Annotated in this window: 20 protein-coding genes; 14 read left to right on the plus strand and 6 right to left on the minus strand. The window is 72.9% G+C overall.

The genetic code is table 11. The features are described from left to right. Window positions 1-31 precede the first annotated feature (31 nt). The 7 genes from ACYU8V_RS13850 (at window position 32) to ACYU8V_RS13880 (ending at window position 8,564) form a co-directional block, all read left to right on the plus strand. Window positions 32-904, plus strand: a complete 873-nt coding sequence (locus ACYU8V_RS13850; RefSeq protein WP_460848145.1) for an NUDIX domain-containing protein — start codon at window positions 32-34, stop codon at window positions 902-904. A gap of 17 nt (window positions 905-921) precedes the next feature. Continuing rightward, entirely contained in the window at window positions 922-2,214 is a 1,293-nt protein-coding gene (locus tag ACYU8V_RS13855; RefSeq protein ID WP_460848146.1) for a hydroxyacid-oxoacid transhydrogenase, read from the plus strand. Next, complete coding sequence (locus ACYU8V_RS13860) at window positions 2,211-4,883, plus strand: FAD-binding and (Fe-S)-binding domain-containing protein (RefSeq protein ID WP_460848148.1); 2,673 nt, start codon at window positions 2,211-2,213, stop codon at window positions 4,881-4,883. Before ACYU8V_RS13855 ends, ACYU8V_RS13860 begins: the two co-directional genes overlap by 4 nt. Window positions 4,884-4,965: 82 nt before the next feature. Then, on the plus strand, window positions 4,966-6,165 hold the full coding sequence (locus ACYU8V_RS13865) for a class I SAM-dependent methyltransferase (RefSeq protein ID WP_460848149.1): 1,200 nt from the start codon (window positions 4,966-4,968) through the stop codon (window positions 6,163-6,165). Beyond that, window positions 6,165-7,112 carry a hypothetical protein gene (locus ACYU8V_RS13870; protein ID WP_460848150.1) on the plus strand — a complete coding sequence of 316 codons (948 nt, stop codon included), beginning with the start codon at window positions 6,165-6,167 and terminating at the stop codon, window positions 7,110-7,112. Before ACYU8V_RS13865 ends, ACYU8V_RS13870 begins: the two co-directional genes overlap by 1 nt. A gap of 155 nt (window positions 7,113-7,267) precedes the next feature. Next, window positions 7,268-8,269 carry a DNA topoisomerase IB gene (locus ACYU8V_RS13875; protein WP_460848152.1) on the plus strand — a complete coding sequence of 334 codons (1,002 nt, stop codon included), beginning with the start codon at window positions 7,268-7,270 and terminating at the stop codon, window positions 8,267-8,269. 7 nt (window positions 8,270-8,276) lie between these two features. After that, a complete protein-coding gene (locus ACYU8V_RS13880; RefSeq protein WP_460848155.1) occupies window positions 8,277-8,564 on the plus strand; it encodes a DUF1905 domain-containing protein in 288 nt (95 codons plus the stop codon). 404 nt (window positions 8,565-8,968) lie between these two features. Here the strand turns inward: ACYU8V_RS13880 and ACYU8V_RS13885 are convergent, their stop codons facing one another. Both ACYU8V_RS13885 and serC read right to left on the minus strand, forming a co-directional pair. Beyond that, complete coding sequence (locus ACYU8V_RS13885) at window positions 8,969-10,174, minus strand: HNH endonuclease signature motif containing protein (protein ID WP_460848156.1); 1,206 nt, start codon at window positions 10,172-10,174, stop codon at window positions 8,969-8,971. Window positions 10,175-10,552: 378 nt separating this feature from the next. Beyond that, complete coding sequence (gene serC / locus ACYU8V_RS13890; RefSeq protein ID WP_460848158.1) at window positions 10,553-11,671, minus strand: phosphoserine transaminase; 1,119 nt, start codon at window positions 11,669-11,671, stop codon at window positions 10,553-10,555. Between the two features lie 104 nt (window positions 11,672-11,775). Between serC and ACYU8V_RS13895 the strand changes: the two genes are divergently transcribed. Both ACYU8V_RS13895 and ACYU8V_RS13900 read left to right on the plus strand, forming a co-directional pair. After that, window positions 11,776-12,174, plus strand: a complete 399-nt coding sequence (locus ACYU8V_RS13895) for a zinc ribbon domain-containing protein (RefSeq protein ID WP_460848160.1) — start codon at window positions 11,776-11,778, stop codon at window positions 12,172-12,174. Continuing rightward, complete coding sequence (locus ACYU8V_RS13900; protein ID WP_460848162.1) at window positions 12,146-12,643, plus strand: GNAT family N-acetyltransferase; 498 nt, start codon at window positions 12,146-12,148, stop codon at window positions 12,641-12,643. Before ACYU8V_RS13895 ends, ACYU8V_RS13900 begins: the two co-directional genes overlap by 29 nt. On the opposite strand, the gene ACYU8V_RS13905 is transcribed toward ACYU8V_RS13900, so the two are convergent. Next, entirely contained in the window at window positions 12,640-13,842 is a 1,203-nt protein-coding gene (locus ACYU8V_RS13905; protein ID WP_460848163.1) for an MFS transporter, read from the minus strand. The genes ACYU8V_RS13900 and ACYU8V_RS13905 overlap by 4 nt on opposite strands. 31 nt (window positions 13,843-13,873) lie before the next feature. On the opposite strand from ACYU8V_RS13905, the gene ACYU8V_RS13910 reads away from it, so the two are divergent. After that, on the plus strand, window positions 13,874-14,533 hold the full coding sequence (locus ACYU8V_RS13910) for a FadR/GntR family transcriptional regulator (protein ID WP_460848165.1): 660 nt from the start codon (window positions 13,874-13,876) through the stop codon (window positions 14,531-14,533). A 22-nt stretch (window positions 14,534-14,555) separates the two neighbouring features. Here ACYU8V_RS13910 and ACYU8V_RS13915 read toward each other — a convergent pair whose 3' ends face one another. Next, window positions 14,556-15,659: a citrate synthase 2 gene (locus ACYU8V_RS13915; RefSeq protein ID WP_460848166.1), complete on the minus strand. Its 1,104-nt coding sequence runs from the start codon at window positions 15,657-15,659 to the stop codon at window positions 14,556-14,558. Between the two features lie 120 nt (window positions 15,660-15,779). Between ACYU8V_RS13915 and pdxH the strand changes: the two genes are divergently transcribed. After that, the gene (gene pdxH, locus ACYU8V_RS13920; RefSeq protein WP_460848168.1) at window positions 15,780-16,448 is read left to right on the plus strand and encodes a pyridoxamine 5'-phosphate oxidase; all 669 of its coding nucleotides are present in this window, start codon (window positions 15,780-15,782) and stop codon (window positions 16,446-16,448) included. On the opposite strand, the gene ACYU8V_RS13925 is transcribed toward pdxH, so the two are convergent. Beyond that, window positions 16,400-17,557: a serine/threonine-protein kinase gene (locus tag ACYU8V_RS13925; protein WP_460848169.1), complete on the minus strand. Its 1,158-nt coding sequence runs from the start codon at window positions 17,555-17,557 to the stop codon at window positions 16,400-16,402. The two genes, pdxH and ACYU8V_RS13925, sit on opposite strands and share 49 nt — an antisense overlap. A gap of 146 nt (window positions 17,558-17,703) precedes the next feature. Between ACYU8V_RS13925 and ACYU8V_RS13930 the strand changes: the two genes are divergently transcribed. Genes ACYU8V_RS13930 through ACYU8V_RS13940 form a run of 3 tightly spaced genes read left to right on the plus strand, consistent with a single transcriptional unit; the run spans window position 17,704 to window position 22,015 of the window. Beyond that, window positions 17,704-18,285, plus strand: coding sequence for a TetR/AcrR family transcriptional regulator (locus ACYU8V_RS13930; RefSeq protein ID WP_460848171.1), 582 nt, complete (start codon window positions 17,704-17,706; stop codon window positions 18,283-18,285). Next, window positions 18,285-20,027, plus strand: coding sequence for an ABC transporter ATP-binding protein (locus ACYU8V_RS13935; RefSeq protein WP_460848172.1), 1,743 nt, complete (start codon window positions 18,285-18,287; stop codon window positions 20,025-20,027). The genes ACYU8V_RS13930 and ACYU8V_RS13935 overlap by 1 nt, the downstream gene beginning before the upstream one ends. Continuing rightward, a complete protein-coding gene (locus ACYU8V_RS13940; protein WP_460848174.1) occupies window positions 20,024-22,015 on the plus strand; it encodes an ABC transporter ATP-binding protein in 1,992 nt (663 codons plus the stop codon). Before ACYU8V_RS13935 ends, ACYU8V_RS13940 begins: the two co-directional genes overlap by 4 nt. A 13-nt stretch (window positions 22,016-22,028) precedes the next feature. Here the strand turns inward: ACYU8V_RS13940 and ACYU8V_RS13945 are convergent, their stop codons facing one another. After that, window positions 22,029-22,646 carry a hypothetical protein gene (locus ACYU8V_RS13945; protein ID WP_460848175.1) on the minus strand — a complete coding sequence of 206 codons (618 nt, stop codon included), beginning with the start codon at window positions 22,644-22,646 and terminating at the stop codon, window positions 22,029-22,031.

A 22,646-nucleotide genomic window follows, 5' to 3' on the forward strand; every position in this document is an offset into this window, starting at 1 on the left:
TCCGGGCCCCGTCGGAACAGGAGGTGACCCGGTGCCACCACGGATGCAGCGGCTGGCGGCGTACGCCGTCATCGTGCGCGGCGGTGACATCCTCCTGTCACGTCTCTCCGAGAAGGTCACCCGCAACGAGCTGTGGTCGCTGCCCGGCGGCGGTGTGGACCACGGCGAGGACCCCCGCGACGCGGTCGTGCGCGAGGTCTACGAGGAGTCGGGGCTGCATGCCACCGTCGGCGAGACGGCCCACGTCTTCTCCCAGCACGTCGAGGACTCCTGGCGGCGCGGCAAGCGGGTCGACGCGCACTCGGTGCGGATCGTGTACGAGGGCTGGGTGCCGGCCGACTCGCCCGAGCCGCACGTCGTGGAGGTCGACGGGTCGACCGCGGAGGCGGCGTGGAAGCCGATCGCGGACGTGCTGTCGGGCGTCGTGCCGACGGTCGGGGTGGTCGGTGAGGCGCTGGCGGCGTACCGGATCGAGAAGCGGCAGCGGGCGGCGGCGTACGCCTATGTGGTGAGGGACGGCGCCCTGCTGCTCACCAAGACCTCCGACCTCGCGCCGGACCCCGGCACCTGGCACCTGCCCGGCGGCGGGATCGACCACGGCGAGTCGCCGGCCGAGACCGTCGTGCGGGAGCTGGCCGAGGAGACCGGGCTCAAGGGCGAGGCGGGTCCGCTGCTCACCGTGCTCGACCACCACTTCACCGGCACCGCTCCCAGCGGCCGCCAGGAGGACTTCCACGCGATCGGCGTGATCTACCGGGCCACCGTCGAGGACGGCGAGCCGCGGGTCGTCGAGGTGGGCGGTACGACGGAGGCGGTGGCCTGGGTGCCGATCGCCGACATCCTGGCCGACCGGCTGCCGGTCTACCGCTCGGTCAAGGACGCCATCGCCGCCGCGGGCGACTGACGACTAGGGTCGGGGGCGTGTCGGAGACCGTCTTCACCTATGCCGCACCTGCCCTGAAGTTCGGCCGCGGAGCCGTCCGCGAGATCGGGTACGACGTCGCCCAGCTCGTCACCGGGCGCGAGCGACGCGTCCACCGGGTGCTCGTGGTGACCGACCCGGGCGTGGCGGCCGCGGGACACGCGGAGACGGTGCGGGAGTCGCTGGCGGCGTCCGGGCTGGATGCGGTGGTCTTCGACGGCGTACGCGTGGAGCCGACGGACGCGTCCTTGGACGAGGCGATCTCGTTCGCGCGGTCGGAGGGCCCGTTCGACGGGGTCGTGGCGGTGGGCGGGGGCTCCTCGATCGACACCGCGAAGGCGGTGGCCCTGCTCGTGACGAATCCGGGCGGGCTGATGGACTACATCAACGCCCCGGTCGGGAAGGCACGGGCACCGATGGTGCCGCTGCTGCCGCTGGTCGCCGTGCCGACCACCACCGGGACCGGGTCGGAGTCGACGACGATCTGCGTGCTCGACGTACTGGCGCTGAAGGTGAAGACCGGGATCAGCCACCCGGCGCTGCGGCCCAAGCTGGCCGTGGTCGACCCGGACCTGACCGCGACGCAGCCGTCGGGCGTGACCGCGGCGGCGGGGATGGACATCCTGTGCCACGCGCTGGAGAGCTACACGGCCCGCTGGTTCGGCTCCTTCGACGCCAAGACCGCCGAGCAGCGGGTGCCCTACTGCGGCGCCAACCCGATCGCGGACCTCTGGTCGGAGCGGGCGCTGGGGCTGCTGGCCGGCGCGTTCCGCCGGGCCGTGCGGCCTGGCGCTGACGAGGACGTCGCGCTCGCCCGGGAGGAGATGGCGATGGCGGCGACCTTCGCCGGCCTGGGCTTCGGCAACGCGGGCGTGCACATCCCGCACGCCAACGCCTACCCGATCGCCGGCCGGGTGAGGTCGTACGTCGCCCCCGACTACCCGGCCGCAGGCGGGCCGATCGTGCCGCACGGCATGGCCGTCTCGCTCACCGCACCGGAGGCGTTCCGGTTCACCTTCGACGCCGCACCGGAGCGGCACCTGCGCGCCGCGCGGCTGCTCGACCCCGCCGCGGCGGGCGACGGGCCGGACGTGCTGCCCCGGGTGCTGACCACGCTGATGCAGGACCTCGGGCTGCCCAACGGGCTCGGCGAGGTGGGGTACGGCGAGGGCGACGTCGACGACCTGGTCGAGGGCGCGCTCAAGCAGCAGCGGCTGCTCGCGACCGCACCCAAGGCGGTGACCGGTGACGACCTGGCCGGCGTCATCCGGGGCTCGCTGGAGCACTGGTGACCGCTGACCTCCTCGCCGAGCTGCGGCGGGCCGGGGTCGACGCGTCCGACAGCGCGCTGACGCGGGCGCTCTACTCCTCCGACGCCTCGATCTACCGGGTGCTGCCGCAGGCCGTCGCGCGCCCCCGGCACCGCGACGAGCTGGAGCCGATCCTCGACCTGGCCGCGGCCGCCCGGGTGCCGGTCACCCTGCGCGGCTCGGGCACCTCCATCGCGGGCAACGCGGTCGGGCCGGGGCTCGTGGTCGACACGCGCCGGCTCTCGCGGGTCCTGTCCGTGGACCCGGACGCCCGCACCGCCGTGGTGGAGCCCGGTGTCGTCCACGCCCGGCTGCAGGCGGCTGCGGCGCCGTACGGGCTGAGGTACGGGCCGGACCCGTCCACGCACACGCGCTGCACGATCGGCGGGATGGTCGGCAACAACGCCTGCGGGTCGCGGGCGCTGGGGTACGGCCGGACCGCCGACACGATCGTGGACGCCGACGTGCTCTGGGGCGACCGGTCGGCCTCCTCCGCCGAGGTCGAGGCGCGGCTGGCGGCGGTCGTGGCCGGCGATCTGGGGCACGTCCGGACCTCGTTCGGCCGCTTCGGCCGCCAGGTCAGCGGCTACTCGCTGGAGCACCTGCTGCCCGAGCGGCTCTCCGTGCCGCGCTTCCTCGCCGGGTCCGAGGGCACGCTCGGGGTCGCGCGCACCCTGACGGTGTCGCTCGTGCCCGAGGAGGCGCGGACCCTGCTGGTGCTCGGCTACCCGTCGATGGCGGAGGCGGCCGACGCGGTGCCGGCGCTGCTGGCGGTCGGGCGGCTCGTCGCCTGCGAGGGGCTCGACTCGCGCATCGTGGACCTCGTGCGGGCGCGCGGCGCGGCCGTGCCGGAGCTGCCGCGGGGCGAGGGGTGGCTCTTCGTCGAGGTCGCCGGCGAGGGGCGCGCCGATCTGCTGGCGCCGTTGGTCGCCGCCGCCGGAGCGCTGGCGCACCGGGTCGTCGAGGAGGGTCCTGAGGCGGCCGCGCTGTGGCGGATCCGCGAGGACGGGGCCGGGCTCGCGGCCCGGAGCCTCGGGCGACCGGCGTACTCCGGCTGGGAGGACGCCGCCGTACCCCCGGCCGCGCTGGGCGCGTGGCTGCGCGACTTCGAGGCGCTGCTGGGCGAGCACGGGCTCGAGACCGTGCCCTACGGGCACTTCGGGGACGGCTGCGTGCACGCACGGATCGACTTCGACTTCGCCGACGGCGGCCGGCGGTTCCGGGAGTTCGTGGAGGCGGCGGCCCGCCCGCTCCAGGAGTACGGCGGCTCGCTGTCGGGCGAGCACGGCGACGGCCGGGCCCGCTCCGAGCTCCTCCCGCTGATGTACGACGAGCGGTCGATCGCGCTCTTCGGCGCGATCAAGCACGCGGCCGATCCGGACGGGCTGCTCAACCCCGGTGTGCTGGTCGACCCGGCGCCACTCGACGCCGACCTGCGTCCGGCGCTGCCGATCGTCGCGGGCCTCGACGCGCTGGGCGCCGAGGTGCACCGCTGCACCGGTGTCGGGAAGTGCGTGGCGCCGGCGACGAACGGCGTGATGTGCCCGTCGTACCTGGCCTCCGGGGATGAGAAGGACTCGACGCGCGGCCGGGCGCGGGTGCTGCAGGAGGCCGTCACCGGCGGTCTCAGCGGGCTCGCGGACCCGGCCGTGCACGAGGCGCTCGACCTGTGCCTGTCCTGCAAGGGCTGCGCGTCGGACTGCCCGACGGGGGTGGACATGGCGGCGTACAAGTCGCAGGTGCTGGACGCGACCTACCGCGGCCGCCGGCGGCCGCGCGCGCACTACACGCTGGGGCGGCTGCCGCGGTGGGCGAGGCTGACCGCGCCGGTGGCCGTACTGGCGAACGTGTCGCTGCGGATCGGGCCGGTGGCGCGGGCCGCGAAGGCGGTGGCGGGGGTGGACCGGCGGCGGTCGCTGCCGGTGTTCGCTCCGGTGACGTTCCGTCGATGGGCACGGCGAGGCCGCCCCGCCCCGGAGAGCCCGGACGTGTGGGTGTGGGCCGACTCGTTCACCGACCACTTCCGGACCGGGCCGGGCAAGGCGGCGGTCGCGTACCTGGAGTCCGTGGGCGTGACCGTGGGCGTGATCGACGAGCGGGCCTGCTGCGGGCTCACCTGGACCACGACCGGTCAGCTCGACGCGGCGAGCGCGATCCGGGGGCGGGCGGTCGCCGTCCTGGAGAGGTACGCCGACCGGCCGATCCTCGGGCTCGAGCCGTCCTGCCTGGCTGAGCTGCGCGAGCACGACGTACCGGGCCTGGTGACCTTCGCCGAGCTCGTGACCCGGCTCGACCTGCCGCTGCCCGACCTCACCGGCACCCGGGTCGTGGCCCAGCCGCACTGCCACCACCACGCGGTCCTCGGCTGGGACGCCGACCTCGCGCTGCTGCGGCGGGCGGGGGCGGAGGTGACCGTCGTACCGGGCTGCTGCGGGCTGGCCGGCAACTTCGGGGTCGAGCGCGGGCACTACGAGACATCGGTCGCGGTGGCGGAGACCCATCTGCTGCCGGCCGTGCGGAGCGCGCTCGCGGCCGACCCCGCGACCGTCGTACTGGCCGACGGGCTGTCCTGCGCGCTCCAGCTCGACGACCTGGCCGGGGTGCGGTCGATGCACCTCGCCGAGCTGCTCGCCCCTAAACTCGCAGGGTGAACCCGCGCCACCGCCGACTCGTCATCCCGGTCGCACTGGTGGCGCTGCTGCTGATCGTCGTGATCGCGGCACTGCAGCACCGATGACCCGCCCGGGCGACCCCGTCGCCGAGCTCCGCACCGCCGTCCTCGACGAGGAGCGGCTGGTGCGCGCGGTCGTGTCCGGCCGCCGCCGCGGCCTGCCCGCGCCCGAGCACCGCCGGGTCGAGCTGCGCTGGGTGGACCTCAAGGCCGGCCGCCACCTCCAGGTCGTCCGGTACGACGCGACGCAGGCCCACACCGCGAACTTCGCGGCCGGTCAGCAGGCGGCCGAGGCCGTCGACGCGCTGCTCGCCGAGCCGTTCGGCAACTGGCACGTCGAGACGACCGACGCGACCCTGCAGCTGCGCCACACCAAGAAGGGCGAGCCGCTGCTGGCCCGCTCCGGCGCCGCGGCGGGCGCGGTGGCCGATCGCGGCCACGACCGCGACAAGGAGCGACTGCTCGCCGACGACGACCCGGTGTTCGCGGCGCTCGGCCTGGCCGGGCGCGACGGGCGGATCAAGCCGTCGCGGCAGGCGAAGTACCGCCAGGTCGAGGAGTTCCTGCGGCTGCTGGACTCCGCCCTGCGCGAGGCCATGTCGGCCGGGGTGGTGCGGCGGCCCACCGCCGAGCGGCCGCTGCGGATCGCCGACCTCGGCTGCGGCAACGGCTACCTGACCTTCGCCGCGCAGCGCTACCTCACCGACGTCCGCAGGCTGCCGGTGCGGCTGATCGGCGTCGATGTGAAGCAGCAGTCGCGCGACCACAACACCCGGCTGGCGGCCGAGCTCGGGATGGACGCGGAGTTCGTGGTCGGCACCATCGGGTCCGCCGAGGTCGAGGCCCCGGACGTGGTCCTCGCGCTGCACGCCTGCGACACCGCGACCGACGAGGCCCTCGCCCGCGCGGTCGGGTGGGACGCCCCGCTCGTCCTCGCCGCACCCTGCTGCCACCACGACATCGCGGCCCAGCTGCGCCGCGCGACCCCGCCGCCGGCGTACTCCTCGCTGGTGCGCGACGGCATCCTGCGCGAGCGGTTCGCGGACACGCTCACCGACGCGCTGCGCGCGCTGCTGCTGCGCTCGCGCGGCTACCGGGTGGAGGTCGTGCAGTTCGTCGAGTCCCAGCACACCCCGCGCAACACCATGCTGCGCGCGGTCCGGGGCAAGGCCGACCCCACCGCACTGCAGGAGTACGCCGACCTCACGGCCGCCTGGGGGATCCACCCGAAGCTCGGCGAGCTGCTCGGGGTCGACGGCTGATGCGCTGGCGCGAGCGCCTCGCGGCGGGGCTGGTCGTGGCGCCGTTCCTGGCGGGCGCGTTCGTCGGCGCCTCGGCCGCAGGACCGGCGGGTGGCACGACGGTCTGCTCGTTCACCGACCCGGCGATCACCGAGGCCAGCGGGCTGGTGCGCACCGGCGGCCTGTTCGTGACGATGAACGACTCCGGCGACAGCGCCCGGGTCTTCGCGGTCGACCCGCGGACCTGTGCCACGGTCGGCGTGACCCGCTGGAGCGCGGACGCCATCGACGACGAGTCGCTCGCGCCCGCCGGCCCCGGGTACGTCTGGGTCGGCGACACCGGCGACAACCTCGAGACGCGCTCGTCGATCACGGTCGCCAAGGTGCCGGTCGGTCGTGGCGAGCGGACGGTGCCCGGCGAGATCCACGAGCTGGTCTACCCCGACGGCTCGCACGACGCGGAGACGCTGCTGCGCAACCCGGTGACCGGCCGCCTGTATGTGGTGTCGAAGGAGTTCGTCGGCCGGATCTACGCCGCCCCGCGCCACCTGCACGCGGGCCCGAACCGGCTCGTGGCGGGCCGGACGGTGCTCGGCATCGCGACCGACGGCGCGTTCTTCCCCGACGGCCAGCACCTGATCCTGCGCAACTACGGCCAGGCGGTCATTTACACCTGGCCGGCGCTCACCGAGGTCGCCCGGATCGACCTGCCCAGCCAGCGCCAGGGCGAGGGGATCGCGGTCGCCGGCGACGGGCGGATCTACCTGTCCTCGGAGGGGGTGCACGCACCGGTGCTGGAACTGCACCTGTCGGCCGCGGTGCGCAAGGCGCTGGCGGGTACCGCGCCCCGCTGCTGCCTCGGCTCCGTGACCCCGACCGGCGACCCGACGCCGTGGTGGCCGTGGGTCGCGGGCGGGGTCGTGGTGGCCGCGGTGGCCGGCGGGATCGCCGTACGCGTCCGGAAGTGAGCGGCTCAGCAGCCTGAGGCCCGCCCCGACCGCCACACCAGTGTGAGTGCCGTCCCGGTGTGCGTGGGCACCCGGTGGCCGGTCGTGCTGCCGGCACGATCGCGCGCTTCGTCGTACCTCCCGTAGTTGCGCCACGTTCGGGGTACTGCAGGTCCGTGCCGGGTCGCCTTCGTCGTACGTCGCCACAGCAGCCGGGCTGGACCCGGCGCCGCTGCGGGCGTGGGTTCGTCTACCTCGACGAGGAGGGGGTCCCGCTGGAGTCCGCCGACGTCCAGCGGTGCCGGGAGCTGGTGATCCCGCCGGCCTGGCGCGACGTCTGGATCTGCCCGCACCCGAACGGGCACCTGCAGGCGGTCGGCGTCGACGACGCCGGCCGGCGCCAGTACCTCTACCACCCGCGCTGGGTCGAGCAGCGGTCCGCGGAGAAGCACGCGCGGGTGATGCGGTTCGGCCGGCGGCTGCCGGCGCTGCGGGCGCGGGTGGGGGAGGACCTGGCGTCCGGGCGGCTCGACGAGCCCGCCGTGTGCGCGGTGGCGGTGCGGATGCTCGACCTGGGCTGCTTCCGGATCGGGAGCGACGTGTACGCCGCCGAGAACGGCTCGTTCGGTCTCACCACCCTTGAGCGCCGGCACGTGCGGCGCCGCGGCGGGGTGCTCGCGTTCGACTTCGTCGGGAAGTCGGGGGTCGAGCACCACGTCGAGATCGACGACCCGTGCGTCGTGGAGGTGGTGGAGCGGATGCGCCGCCGCCGCGCCGAGGACCTCGCCCTGCTGGCCTGGCGCGACGGCCGGTCGTGGCGCCCGTTGACACCGGCCGACGTCAACGACTACCTGCGCTCGGTGGCCGGGATGGAGGCCAGCGCCAAGGACTTCCGGACCTGGCACGGGACGGTCCTCGCCGCCGCGGCGCTCGCGGAGGCGCCGGAGCCCACGTCCCGGCGGGCGGTCCAGCGCGCGGTCGCCTCCGCCATGCGGGAGGTGGCCGACTACCTCGGCAACACCCCCGCGCTCGCCCGCTCGGCGTACGTCGACCCGCGGGTGGTCGACCTCTACGAGGAGGGCCGCACCATCCGGGCCGCCGTCCGCCGCTCCTACCCCGGACCCGACGAGCGGCAGGTGGGGCTGGAACGCGCCACGTTGCGGCTCCTCGCGCGATGATCGGGGCATGGCGTGGGAGTTCGAGGCGGAGCTGTGGCGGTGGAAGGCCCAAGAGAGCTGGATCTTCCTCAGCCTGCCGTTCGACGTGGCTGACGAGATCGAGGCCGTGGCCGGGCCGGGCAAGGGCTTCGGCAGCGTGCGCGTCGAGGTCGCCATCGGTACGTCGACCTGGCGCACCTCGGTCTTCCCCAGCGCCGAGGAGAAGACCTACGTGCTGCCGGTGAAGAAGGCGGTGCGGGCCGCGAACGGGCTCGAGGTGGGGGACGCCTGCCGGGTAGCCCTGTCGTTGGTGTGACGCGGGGTTGGTGCGGGCCGGGTGTGTGGCGGCCGCACCTTAGCCACCCGGCACCCCGCGTCAAGGATGCTCGCTGCGCTCGCCCCGCCGCGCGGCCGCTTCGCGGTCCTTGACCCGGGGTCCCGACCGGGCGGCAGGACGGCGCGACAACGGCACGGGCTTCGCCCGCGCCGCCGCTTCGCGGCCGCCAGGGCGATTCGTCTTGTGCCGCGGGGCCGAGATCGCCTGCGTGGGCGATCTTCGACGTGTTTCAGGCCGTCCTGCCCGCGAACTTCGCTCGTGTGGGCGATCTTGTACTGCGAACCAGTGCCCGCACTCGTCGAGGGGGTCGCGCAGGGCGCTACGGACGATGGGTCACCTGACCCGTCGTCACGAGCGGCATCCGACCATGCGCCCCGGGGCGTCTAGGTCCGGCGGTGGAACCGGTAGTCGCCGGTGGCGAGCTTGGTCATCGCGTAGCGGGTGTCGTGGGCCCGGTGGTGATGGTGGGAGCAGAGGAGTGCGCCGTCGGCGAGGTCGGTCCTCCCGCCCTCGGACCAGGGCTTCAAGTGGTGGGCTTCGCACCAGGCTGCCGGGATCGAGCACCCTTCGGCGCGGCAGCGCTTGTCGCGTAGTCGCATGGCTTTGCGTTGGGGTGGTTCGAACAGGCGTCGTGCTCTGCCGAGGTCGAGGGGTTCGGACTTCCCGCCGAGGACGACGGGGATGATCTTCGCGGTACAGGCGAGCCGCCGTGCGTCGCTGGCGGAGATGACGGTGTCGCCCAGCATCGCGGCCCCCAGCTCCTTGGCGAGGGTCTCGAAGGGGACCGTCACCATGACGGTGGTGGCGTCTCCGCCGTGGTCGGGGAGCCTGTTGGGGTCGAGTAGTTCGAGGAGTCGGCAGAACGCCTCGCCCCTGTTGCGGGCTCGGGTCTGGGTGACGCGGGGTGAGTCTTCGGCTTCGAGGTAGGTGAGGGCTCGTTCGGAGACGGAGTCGGGGAGGTCGCAGATCCAGCGGGTGATCCCGTTGCCACGCTTCCGGATCCGGATGGCGACCTCGTCCCGTGCGGCCTGCTCCTCACGTTCCAACGCCTTGCCGAGCTCGGCCTCGGCGACCTCGGGTGCCACGACTTCGAGGATCTTGGTGCCGAGCACCTGGAGGTCTTTCGGGTCATAGATCGCGGCCAGCTCGATCAGGTGCTGCTCGGCTTGCAGGCGGACTGGCTCGTCGACGGCGTCGGAGAGCTTGTCGATAGCGCGGATGATGACCCTCGCCTGGGCCTCGTTCACTGAGCCTTCGCGCATCGCGGCGGCGGTGAGCGGGTGCTGCTCGAGCGATTCGGCCAGCCGCAGTTGGGCGCGGCCGGCGGAGGAGGTGATGCGGGTGGTGTGGGCGAGCCAGCAGCCGGCGTCACGGGACCCGTGCTCCTCGGCCACATCCGCGGCAGCGGCGAGGACGCGGAGCTTCAGCTCGGCGAGCTGGCTCTCCACGCGGGCGAGGTCGGTGAGGAGGTCTGCCTTGTCGCGGGTGCGGAGGTAGTCGGCCGGCATGTTCGAGACTGCCGCGAGGTCGTTCTGAAGAGACCGCGCGCACGCGAGGATCGGGTGCAACGACACCGTTCCTGCGACCATGAGAAGTTCCCCGAGACGGACTGATCAATTGCCTTCCATGGTACACCTGTTCGAACGCTTTCGGTACCCTGAAACCGAACAAAATCCCAGGTCAGAGCACGTTTGGTGGGCGGCCGCGGAGCGGCGGCGCGGGCGAAGCCCGTGCCGTTGTCGCGCCGTCCAGCTCGTCGTCCGGGACCCGCAGTCAAGGACCGCGCAGCGGCCGCGCAGCGGCGCCGAAGGCGTCCTTGACGGCGGGGGACGGCGAGCTAAGGTGCGGCCGCCCACGCCAGCCCCGAAGAACAAGCTCAGCCGGCCGCCGTACCTGCTGCAAAAACGGCGCCTCCCGCCGTCAACAGGGAACGGCGGGAGAGCGGCATGCCCGAAGGCTAAGTCAGATCAGAGCTGTCCGACGACGTAGTCGATCGACTTCGTCAGCTGCTCGACGTCGGACGGGTCGACCGCCGGGTACATCGCGATCCGCAGCTGGTTGCGGCCGAGCTTGCGGTAGGGCTCGGTGTCGACGATGCCGTTGGCCCGCAGGACCTTCGCGACCTGCGCCGCGTCGATCGAGTCGTCGAAGTCGATGGTGCCGATGACCAGGGAGCGGTGGCTCGGGTCGGCGACGTACGGCGTGGTGTACGACGTCCGCTCGGCCCAGCCGTAGAGCGCGTTCGAGGACTCCGTGGTCCGCTTGACCATGCCCGCGAGGTTGCCGTTGGCGTTCATCCAGTCGAGCTGCTCGGCCATCAGGAACAGCGTGGCGACCGACGGGGTGTTGTAGGTCTGGTTGAGCCGGCTGTTGTCGATCGCGGTCTTCAGGTCGAAGAACGGCGGGACGTAGCGGTCCGAGGCGGCAATGCGCTCGGCGCGCTCGATCGCGGCCGGGCTGAACAGGCCGAACCAGATGCCGCCGTCGGAGGCGAAGCACTTCTGCGGCGCGAAGTAGTAGACGTCGGCCTCGGTCAGGTCGACCGGCAGGCCGCCGGCGCCCGACGTGGCGTCGATGAGGACCAGCGAGCCCTCGTCGGCGCCCGCGGGGCGGACGACCGGCGCCATCACGGCGGTCGAGGTCTCGTTGTGCGCCCAGCCGTAGACGTCGACGCCGGCCTCGGCCACCGCGTCGGGCCGCGAGCCCGGGTCGGAGGAGATGACCGAGGGCGCGTCCAGCCACGGGGCGGCCTTGACCGAGGACGCGAACTTCGAGGAGAACTCGCCGAAGGTGAGGTGCTGCGACTTCTTCTCGATCAGGCCGAAGGCCGCGATGTCCCAGAACGCGGTCGCGCCGCCGTTGCCGATGACGACCTCGTAGCCCTCGGGCAGGTCGAACAGTGCGGCGAGCCCCTCACGGACCCGGCCGACCGTGTTCTTGACCGGCGCCTGGCGGTGCGAGGTCCCCATCAGCTGGTCGCCGGTGGCGGCGAGCGCGTCGAGGTGGCTGGTCTGGATCTTGGACGGACCCGCACCGAACCGGCCGTCGACGGGCTTGAGCTCTGCAGGGATCTGGATCTCGGTCACGGGCCCAAGTCTGACAGCCCGAAAAAGGTTCCGGCGACCAGGTCTGAACGCCGGACGCGCGGGGCATATCCTCGCCGACACCCCCTTCTCTCCAGGAGAGCCCCATGAGCACCAACCCCGGCCTCAGCAACCAGGCAGGCGTCCGGACGACCTTCCGGATCGTCGGACCGATCCTGGCGGTGGTCGGCATCGTGGTCTGCATCAGCGGCTTCGTCTCCTTCACCAAGTACGACGGAGACACCGCGCCGCTGCGCCAGATGGCGATGTTCATGGGCGGCTTCGTGGTCTTCGCGCTCGGCATGGGCATGGCCCGCGCCGGGTTCATGGGCGTGGGGGCGCGCTACGCCGTGGGTGAGCTCGCTCCGGTCGCCAAGGACGGTCTGGGGTACCTGACCGGCGGCCAGGGCGCCACGACGGCGACCGGCCCGTTCTGTCGCGCCTGCGGCACCCGCAACGACGACTCGGCGAAGTTCTGTGACAGCTGCGGCGCCTCGCTCGGCTGAGCTGGAGCTGCGCGTCACGGGCTACGCCCACCCCGACGCCGCGGCGCTGGTCGCGCGCGTCCAGCAGGAGTACGTCGACCGCTACGGATCACCCGACGAGAGCCACGTCGACCCGGCCGAGTTCGACCCGCCGACCGGCCTGTTCCTGGTCGGGTACGCCGACGGCGTACCCATCGCGACGGGGGCGTGGCGGATCTCCGAGAACCGCGAGCTCGGTGGCACGAGCGCGGTCGAGATCAAACGGATGTACGTCGTCCCCGAGGCCCGCCGCCTCGGCTACTCGCGCCGGGTCCTCGCCGAGCTCGAGCGGACCGCCGCCGCGGCGGGCCACGACGTCGCGGTGCTGAGCACCGGACCCCGGCAGCCCGAGGCGATCGCGCTCTATGAGGCGTGCGGCTACGTGGCGATCCCCGGCTTCGGCCACTACGCGGAGTACCCCACGCTGCGGGCCTTCGGCAAGCGCCTCTAGCGCTCGCTCCCGATCGTCACCGGGCGCCCGGCGAAGTAGCCGGCGGTCGCCTGCACCAGGCCGAGTCCGACCAGCAGCGCGCACGGCAGCGACCAGCTGCCGCTCGCGTCGTGCAGCACGCCGACCAGGAACGGGCCGCTCGCGGCCAGCAGGTAGCCCACGCTCTGCGCCATCGTCGACAGCGCGGCGGTGTCGGCCGCCGTGGTGGTGCGCAGCCCGAAGAACGACAGCGTCACCGGGAAGACCGCGCCGCCGGCACCGAGCAGCGCCGCCCACAGCCACGCCCCCTCGGCGGGCGCGAGCCACATGCCGGCGAATCCGGCGGCGGTGATGGCGGTCAGCGCCGCGACCAGGTGTCCCTGGTGCCGGACCTTGCCGGCCACGGTCGGCGCCAGCATGAAGAACGGCACCCCGATCAGGATGCTGATCGCCAGCAGCAGGCCGGACTTCTGCTCGCTGAACCCGGCGGCGGCGTACATGCTCGGTAGCCAGCTCATCATCACGTAGGCGTAGGTGGACTGGGTGGCGAACAGGATGGTGACCGCCCAGGCGGTGGGGTTGCGCCACAGGACGGCGCCGCGCTCGGTCGAGCGGGTGTGGTCCCGGCCGCGCGCGTACGGCGCCCACACGACCGCCGCAGCGACGGCGACCAGCGCCCACGCGCCGAGGCCGATCCGCCAGCCGCCGCCCGCGTCCGCGATCGGGACCGTGACGGCCGCGCCGAGCGCCGATCCGATGGACAGGACGGAGCTGTAGGCGCCCGTCATCACGCCGACCCGGTCGGGGAAGTGCTCCTTGACGACCGCGGGGATGAGCACGTTCGCCAGGGCGATGCCGCCACAGGCCACGAGCGTCCCGAGGATCAGCGCCGGCGTACCGTCCAGGACCCGGAGGACCAGGCCCAGGGCCAGCGCGACGAGGGAGACCTCCAGGCCGCGGTGGATGCCGAGCCGGCGGGTCACGCCGAGGGCGGTGGCGCCGACGACCGCGAAGCAGAGCACCGGCAGCGAGGTGAGCACACTCTGGGTGGCCGTCGGGACGCCCTGGTCGCCGAGACGGTCCATCAGCGCGCCCACGCTGGTGACCGCGATGCGCAGGTTCAGCGCGATCAGCAGGACCGCCGCCGTCAGCCCGGCTCCGGTCCGGACCCGGGACGGGACCCGGTCGGGCGGCGCTGCGGTTGGAGTGGAGGTCGTCACACCCCTAGGATGCCAGACATCGGATGATTGGATGAAACCGGAGGATCTGATGCCGCTCGCCCCCGCAGCGACAGCTTCGCTCGTCGATCAGGCGATCGACCGGATGCGCGGGCTCCTCGACAGCGGGGAGTGGGCCGTCGGCGCCCGCATCCCTCCCGAGCCCGCCCTCGCCGCGGCCCTCGCGGTCAGCCGCAACACCGTGCGCGAGGCGGTCAAGGCGCTGGCCCACCTCGGTCTGCTGCAGGTACGCCGCGGCGACGGCACCTATGTCGTCGCGACCACCGAGGTGCAGGCTCTGATGCGCCGGCAGCTGGACCGCGTCGAGATCGGCCACCTGCTCGAGGTCCGGCACATGATCGAGGTCTCGGCGGCAGGGCTGGCCGCGCAGCGGCGTACCGACGCGGACCTGGGGGCGATGGAGGCGATCCTGGCCCGCCGGGAGGCCGTGGTCGGCGAGGAGTTCGTGCGGGCCGACGTGGACTTCCACGCCGCCGTCGTCGCGGCCGCGCACAACCCGCTGCTCAGCGAGCTCTATGCGGGCCTGGTCGGCACCGTGGCGGCCAGCATCGATCCGGACGTGCGGGACCACCTGACCGCGGAGCACGTCGCCGTCGCCGCCGCCATCCGCGCCGGTGACCCGGCTGCCGCCTCGGCCGCGGCCGAGGTGCTGCTGGACCACGTCGTCTACTGAGACAAGCGCGCTCCCGCGGGGGCTACTTGCCCCAGGCGGGCTCCCACCCCTCGACCGAGTCGGCGGGGCGGGTGGGGGGCCCGGTGTAGATGGCGGAGGGGCGGATCAGGCGACCCGTCTCCTTCTGCTCCAGGATGTGCGCCGACCAGCCGCCGGTGCGCGCGCAGGTGAACATCGAGGTGAACATGTGCGCCGGGATCTCCGCGAAGTCCAGGACGATCGCGGCCCAGAACTCGACGTTGGTCTCCAGGACACGGTCCGGGCGGCGCTCGCGCAGCTCGGCCAGGGCGGCCTGCTCCAGCGCCTCGGCCACCTCGTAGCGCGCGGCGCCGAGCTCGCGGGCGGTGCGCCGCAGCACCCGGGCGCGCGGGTCCTCGGCGCGGTAGACGCGGTGGCCGAAGCCCATCAGCCGGTCGCCGGAGTCGAGCAGGCCCTTGACGTAGGCGCGCGCGTCGCCGGACTTCTCGACCTCCTCGATCATGCCGAGCACGCGCGACGGGGCGCCGCCGTGCAGCGGGCCGGACATCGCGCCGATCGCGCCGGACAGCGCCGCGGCGACGTCGGCGCCGGTCGAGGTGATGACGCGGGCGGTGAAGGTGGAGGCGTTCATGCCGTGCTCGGCGGCCGAGGACCAGTAGGCGTCGATCGCGTGGGCGTGCTTCGGGTCGGCCTCGCCGCGCCAGCGGATGAGGAACTTCTCGGCGAGCGTCTGGCCCTTGTCGACCTCGCGCTGGGGCACGATCGGCTGGTGGATGTCGCGGGCCGACTGGCCGGCGTACGAGAGCACCATGACGGCCGCGCGGGCCAGATCGGCGCGCGTCTCCTCGGTGGTGGAGTCGTAGGTCTGATTGAAGCCGAACGCCGGCGCCAGAGCGGCGATCGCGGACTGCAGGTCGACGCGTACGTCGCCGGTGTGGAACGGCAGGTTGAACGCCTCCGCCGGCGGGAGGCCCGGGGTGTAGCTGCCGTCGATCAGCAGGCCCCAGACGTTCTCGAAGGGCACCCGGCCGACCAGGTCCTCGATGTCGACACCGCGGTAGCGCAGCGCCGAGCCTTCCTTGTCGGGCTCCGCGATCTGCGTCTCGAAGGCGATGACGCCTTCCAGTCCGTGGTGAACCTCGGTCATCGGGACTCCTTCGTCGGTGGACTCGTGCGGTCCGCGCGGGCGAGGTCAGGCCGCCCCCGCAACCTCCGGCATTCTGCCGCACCGACCTACTCGGCAGTAGAGCGCATCTATGTTGGGGGGATGGACGCATCCTCCGCCGCCCAGCACCTGGCGGCGCTCCGCACCGAGTACGGCGAGCGCGGGCTGTCCGAGAAGGACGCCGGCGACGATCCGTGGGCCCTGTGGCAGCGCTGGTACGGCGAGGCCGCGGTGGGCGGGATCCATGAGCCCAACGCGATGGTCCTCGCGACCGTCGACCCCGACGGCTGGCCGTCCGCGCGCCTGGTGCTGCTCAAGGGGATCGCCCCGGAGCCGCCCGACGACGGCTTCACGCTGTTCACCAACACCGCCTCGCGCAAGGGCCGCGCGCTGGCGGGCGACGACCGGTGCGCGCTGCTGTTCCCGTGGCACCCGCTGGAGCGGCAGATCCGGGTCGAGGGGCGCGCCGTACCGCTGAGCGATGCGGAGGTCGCGGCGTACTTCTCGACCCGGCCGCGCGGAGCCCAGCTGGGGGCGTGGGCCTCACCGCAGTCGGAGGTGGTGGCGGGCCGCGAGGAGCTCGAGCGGCGCTACGCCGAGGCCGAGGCGCGCTTCGGCGACGGCGAGGTGCCGGTGCCGCAGGGCTGGGGCGGCTACCGCGTGCGGCCCGAGGTCTTCGAGTTCTGGCAGGGCCGACAGGGCCGGCTGCACGACCGGCTGCGCTACGTGCGCGCCGGCGCCGGGTGGGACAGGACCAGGCTCGCGCCCTGAAGCTTCGGGTCGTACCGCGGCCCGTCCTTGTGGGTCAGCGCCCACGCCGCGCCCACGGCGATCAGGACCAGCAGGATCAGCACGAGCACGACCTTCTGGGTGCGCTCGGGTGAGCGCTCGTGGTGCTTGCGGCGGACGCGCCGGCCGGGGCGGTGCTCGAGCTGCTCCTCGGGGATGGCGTGGTCGAGCGGCTCGATGGAGGGTACGTCGGCGGGTGCCCGCAGCGCGTCCATGAAGTCATGCAGGAAGGTGGCGTCGTCGACCCGGATCGCCGGCTGCTCCCGGGTGTCGGTGGCGGACTCGACCTCAGGGGCCTCCTCGGCGGCCTCGTCGGTGTGCGCCCAGTCGATGGCGGGCACCTCGTGGCTGGGACGTGTGGGGTCCTCGTCGGCCCGCCAGTCGATGGACGGCACGTCCTGCACCGGCGCGAAGGCCGCGTGCCACTCGTGGTGCTCGAGGGGGTCGGGGGAGGGCTGCGGGGCGATCTCCTCGGCCGCCGCCTCCGCGGCCACGGGCTCCCCGACGTGGTGCTCCTCGACGACCTGCTCCGCGGCCACGGGCTCCTCGACGACCGGCTGCTCGACGAGGGGCTCCTCGACGACCGGCTCGGGCTGGGAGGAGGCGGGCCAGCGGTCGACAGGGACCACCCGCAGCAGCGTGAACAGCACCTTGGGCAGCGGGCGGGAGGCGGGGTCCTTCTGCAGTCCGCGGGCGATCGCCTCACCGGCGAAGGCCGGGAAGCCGGGGTGCCGGGCGGCCACGGGCAGCGGCGTCCCGTCACCCTCGAACGCGGGCGCGTCCCCGGCGAGCAGCAGGTGGGCCAGGGCCGCGAAGGCGTAGGCGTCGACGGCGGGCGTGGGCTCGCCTCCGTCGCGGACCTCGGGGGCGAGGTACGCCGCATCGGGGGCCTCGTCGGTCATCGTGACCGTGTCGCCGTCGACCCCGCTGTCGATCCGGAGGGTCTCCGGGCTGAACGCGCCGTGCGCCCGGCCGGCCGCGTGCACCGGGAAGAGCGTGTCGGACAGGGCGCCCAGGATCGCCAGCGCCCGCTCCGGGGGCAGCAGGCGCGGCTCCTCCGCATCGAGCAGAGCGCGCAACGAACCCAGCACCAGACCACGTCTCCTCAGGTGAGCCGACCTTCGAGATTCCGGCGCCGAGTCGCCTTCCACCCAATCGTGTCACGGCGCCGTCGCCCCGTCCGGGGACCCCGGAAATTCACTTGTGAGTGAGTACTCACTCATTTACCATGCTCGACATGGTCCGTGCTGCTCCGATGTCGCCCGAGGAACGTCGGGCCGCGCTGATCGAGGCCACGGTCCCGCTGCTCAGCGACCACGGACGGTCGGTCACCACCAAGCAGATCGCCGAGGCGGCGGGCGTGGCGGAGGGCACGATCTTCCGGGTCTTCGGGTCCAAGGAGGAGCTGGTCGACGCGGCGATCGGGCGGGCCTTCGAGTCCGGCGACGTCATCGCGCGGCTCGACGCGATCCCGCGCGACCTGCCGCTCTACGAGCGGGCGGTCCGCATGGTCACCGTCCTCCAGGACAGGTTCGTCGAGCTGTTCACGCTCATGCACGCCATCGGCATGGTCGGGCCTCCCGACCTCGGCGACCCGGTCGCGCACGAGCGGCGCGTCCAGGCGAACCAGAGCGCGATGCTCGATGTGATCGAGCAGGACGCCGCCGCGCTGACCATGGAGCCGATGCGGCTGGTCCACCTGCTGCGGATGCTGGCGTTCTCCGGCAGCCACCCCAAGTTGTCCGGCGGGGAGATCCTCACGCCGGAGCAGATCGTCGAGACGGTGCTCTACGGCGCCGTGAAGAGGGAGGAACCCTGATGCTCCTGCGACTCATGCGCGAGCACCTGCGCCCCTACCGGGGCTGGTTGACCGCGGTCGTGCTGCTGCAGCTCGCCTCGACCGTGGCGATGCTGTACCTGCCGAAGCTGAACGCCGACATCATCGACAAGGGCGTGGTGCTCGGTGACACCGGGTACGTCGTCCGCTCCGGCGCGCTCATGCTCGCCATCTCGCTCGCCCAGGCGGTGTGCTCGGTGAGCGCCGCCTGGTTCGGCTCGCACATCGCGATGGCGTTCGGGCGCGACGTGCGCGCGAAGGTCTTCGGCCGGGTGGGCCGCTTCTCGGCCCGTGAGGTGGCCGCCTTCGGGGCGCCCTCGCTGATCACCCGCGCCACCAACGACGTCCAGCAGGTCCAGATGCTCACGATGATGACCTGCACCATGGCGGTGCAGATCCCGATCATGATGGTCGGCGCCATCATCATGGCGATGCGCGTCGACTTCGGGATGTCGTGGCTGGTCGCCGCCGTCGTCCCCACCCTGGCGGTGCTCGTGGGCTTCGTCGTCAGCCGGATGGTGCCCTACTTCCGCAAGGTCCAGGAGCGCCTCGACGGCGTCAACAAGGTGCTGCGCGAGCAGATCACCGGCATCCGGGTGGTGCGGGCGTTCGTCCGCGAGCCGCTGGAGACCGAGCGGTTCGCGGTGGCCAACGACGCCCTCACCGACGTCTCGCTCAAGGCCGGCAGCTGGATGGCCGCGATGTTCCCGATCGTCATGGTCGTGGCGAACGGCGGCAGCGTCGCGCTGATCTGGTTCGGCGGCCACCGGGTCGCCGACGGGACCATGCTCCCGGGCGCGCTCACGGCGTACCTCTCCTACCTGATGCAGATCGTCATGTCGGTCATGATGAGCACCTTCATGCTGATGATGGTGCCGCGCTCCGCGGTGTGCGCGGACCGGATCGGCGGCGTGCTCGGCACCGACTCCTCGGTGACGCCCCCGGCCGACCCGGTGACCTCCGTGGACGTGGCCGGGCACCTCGACCTCGAAGGTGTCTCCCTGACCTACCCGGGTGCCGAGCAGCCGGTGCTGCGGCAGGTGAGCTTCAGCGCCCGGCCGGGCCAGACGGTCGCGGTCATCGGGTCGACCGGCGCGGGCAAGACCACGCTGGTCAACCTCGTGCCGCGGCTGCTCGACGCGACCGAGGGGCGGGTGCTGGTCGACGGCGTCGACGTCCGCGACCTCGACGAGGAGCTGCTCTGGTCGCGGCTGGGACTGATCCCGCAGCGGGCCTTCCTCTTCTCCGGCACCGTCCGGTCCAACCTGCTGCACGGCAAGCCGGACGCCACCGACGAGGAGCTGTGGGCCGCCCTCGAGATCGCCCAGGGCGCCGACTTCGTCCGCGCCATGCCCGAGCAGCTCGACGCGCCCATCGCCCAGGGCGGCACCAACGTGTCCGGCGGCCAGCGGCAGCGCCTCGCCATCGCCCGGGCGTTGGTACGCCGCCCCGAGATCTATCTGTTCGACGACGCGTTCTCGGCGCTCGACCTCGCCACCGACGCGCGGCTGCGTGCGGCGCTCAAGCCGCAGACCCGTGACTCGACGGTGGTGATCGTGGCCCAGCGGATCGCCACGATCCGCGACGCCGACCTGATCCTGGTGCTCGACGACGGGGCCGTGGTCGGCCGCGGCACGCACGACGAGCTGATGGCCTCCAACGAGACCTACCAGGAGATCGCGGCCTCGCAGGGCATCGGCCAGGACGAGGGGGTGGCGGCATGAGCACCACGACCTCGGCCACCGGTGGCACGCTCAAGACCACCGAGCGGGTCGTCAACGCGGCACCCGGCCCGGGTCGCGGCCCGATGGGCGGCGGCGCGATGGTCGGCCAGAAGGCCGACAACTTCAAGGGCTCGGCCAAGCGGCTGCTGCGCGACCTCTCGCCGGAGCGCGGGATGCTGTACGGCGTACTCGTCCTGGCGATCGGGTCCGCGGTCCTCATGGCGCTGGGCCCGCGACTGCTCGGTCATGCGACGGACAAGGTGTTCAACGGCTTCCTCGGCCAGAAGCTGCCCGCGGGCTTCACCAAGGAGCAGCTGGCGGCGCAGGCCGACGCGCAGGGCGACCACGCCCGCGCCGACATGCTGCGCCGGCTGGACGTCATCCCGGGGGTCGGCATCGACTTCACCGCCGTCGGCCACATCCTGCTGCTGGTGCTGGCGGTGTACGTCGTCGGCTCGCTGCTCGCCTGGGGCCAGGGCTTCCTGGTCAACCGGGTCGTCCAGCGCTCGATCCGCCGGATGCGCTCCGACGTCGAGGACAAGGTCAACCAGCTGCCGCTGGCCTACTTCGACCGCCAGCCGCGCGGCGAGCTGCTCAGCCGGATCACCAACGACATCGACAACCTCGCCCAGAGCATGCAGCAGACCATGAGCCAGCTGCTGACCTCGCTGCTGTCGGTGGTCGCGGTGCTGTCGATGATGTTCTGGATCAGCTGGGTGCTGGCGCTGATCGCGCTGGTGTCGGTGCCGATCTCGATGATCGTGACGGCGCGGATCATGAAGCGGTCGCAGTCGCAGTTCATCAACCAGTGGCGGCAGACCGGCAAGCTGAACGCGCAGATCGAGGAGGCCATCTCCGGCCACGCGCTGGTGTCGGTCTTCGGCCGCCGGGCCGAGGTCGAGACGACCTTCGCCGAGCACAACGAGTCGCTCTACGACTCGGCGTGGCGGGCGCAGTTCGTCAGCGGCCTGATCATGCCGGTGATGATGCTGGTCGGGAACCTGAACTACGTCGTGATCGCGGTCGTGGGCGGGCTCCGGGTCGCCCACGGGTCGCTGTCGCTGGGTGACGTGCAGGCGTTCATCCAGTACTCCCGCCAGTTCACCCAGCCGCTGACCCAGATCGCCTCGATGGCGAACCTGCTGCAGTCCGGGGTCGCCTCCGCGGAGCGGGTCTACGAGCTGCTGGACGCCGAGGAGCAGATCCCGGACGCCGGCGGCTCCCGTCCGGTCTCGCCCGGCGAGGTGAAGGGCCGCGTCGCGTTCGAGGACGTGTCCTTCTCCTACGACCCCGCCAACCCCCTGATCGAGCACCTCTCGCTGGTGGCCGAGCCGGGGCAGATGGTCGCGATCGTGGGCCCGACGGGCGCCGGCAAGACCACGCTGGTGAACCTGATCATGCGGTTCTACGAGCTCGACGGCGGCCGGATCACCATGGACGGCGTCGACATCACCGCGATGAGCCGCGCCGACCTGCGCAGCCGGGTCGGGATGGTCCTGCAGGACACCTGGCTGTTCGAGGGCACCATCCGCGACAACATCCGCTACGGCCGGCCCGGTGCGACGGAGGAGGAGATCCTCGAGGCCGCGAGGGCGACGTACGTCGACCGCTTCGTCCACTCCCTGCCCGACGGGTACGACACCGTCCTGGAGGACGACGGCGCGAACCTCTCGGCCGGCGAGCGGCAGCTGATCACCATCGCGCGGGCGTTCCTCGCGCGGCCGGCGCTGCTGATCCTGGACGAGGCGACCTCGTCGGTGGACACCCGCACCGAGCTGCTGCTGCAGCACGCGATGGCGGCCCTGCGCACCGACCGGACCTCGTTCGTCATCGCGCACCGCCTGTCCACGATCCGCGACGCCGACCTGATCCTGGTGATGGAGGGCGGACGGATCGTGGAGCAGGGCTCGCACGCCGACCTGCTGGCGGCCGACGGCGCGTTCGCGCGGCTGCACGCGGCCCAGTTCGCCGCGGCGGCGGTCGGCTGAGGCCGGCGGCGGCTCAGCAGTCGTACCGGAAGCCGGCGCGCTCGCCGTCGGTCACCGCGATCTCGTTGACCACGGACCGGTCGGTGAGTCGCCCGCCCTTCAGCTGGAAGGCCAGGAAGGTGTGGCTGGGGTCGCCGTCGGCCTCGACGTACACCTGGGTCCTGCCGGGCCAGCCGTCGTGGGCGGGCGCCGACAGCTCGCTGCCGTAGACCCGCTCGAGATCGGCGTACGTCGATCCGACCTGGATGCCCTTCGCGGTGTGCGGGCCGGGTGCCATGACGGAGAGCTGGGTGATGGTGGTGCCGCGGGTGTACACGAAGACGCGGTCGCCGGCCGGGTCGGATCTCCAGTGGACCACCTCGCCCGGGCACACGATGCCGCCCTTCGCGATCATGCCGGTGGGGGTCCACTCGGCCTTCGTCATCCCGGCCCGTACCGGGCCGAGACGGCCGGGAGCGATGACCAGATCCGGGTCCTGGGAGATCCTGCTCGTGGGCTTGCTGGTGGCGGGCGTGGCCGGGTCCTCCGCCGCGGTTGCGCCGCTCCCGGTGTTGCCGCAGGCGGACAGGAGGCTGAGGGCGCCGAGGGCGAGCAGGGTCGCCGCGGCGGACCTGGTGGGGGTCGTGCTCAT

This window comes from Nocardioides ultimimeridianus (assembly GCF_054777895.1).